At 50.7% G+C, this 296-nt stretch carries 1 tRNA gene; it reads right to left on the bottom strand.

Annotated elements, in window-relative coordinates:
* Nucleotides 1-96: 96 nt before the first annotated feature.
* Nucleotides 97-182, bottom strand: a tRNA-Leu gene (locus FS458_RS20475).
* Nucleotides 183-296: the final 114 nt, after the last annotated feature.

Raw genomic sequence — 296 nt, 5'->3', positions numbered from 1 at the left:
ATTCGAACTCCCGACCTTTTGATTCGTAGTCAAACACTCTATCCAGCTGAGCTAAGGGCGCATATTTAAAATGTATTCTATGTTATAAGTTAAAGTTGGTGCGGTCGAGAGGACTCGAACCTCCACGGGGATACCCCCACTAGCCCCTCAAGCTAGCGCGTCTGCCATTCCGCCACGACCGCGCGGCTAGATGCCAGCGCATGAGCACTGCAACTTATTGAGAAAAATTAATATGGTGCGGGTGAAGGGACTCGAACCCCCACGTCAAAGACACTAGATCCTAAGTCTAGCGCGTC

The sequence above is a fragment of the Fictibacillus phosphorivorans genome, from assembly GCF_007673525.1.
Classification (GTDB): domain Bacteria; phylum Bacillota; class Bacilli; order Bacillales; family Fictibacillaceae; genus Fictibacillus; species Fictibacillus phosphorivorans_C.
Note: the sequence above shows the minus strand (reverse complement) of the source record. Positions and strands in the feature narration are given on the sequence as shown.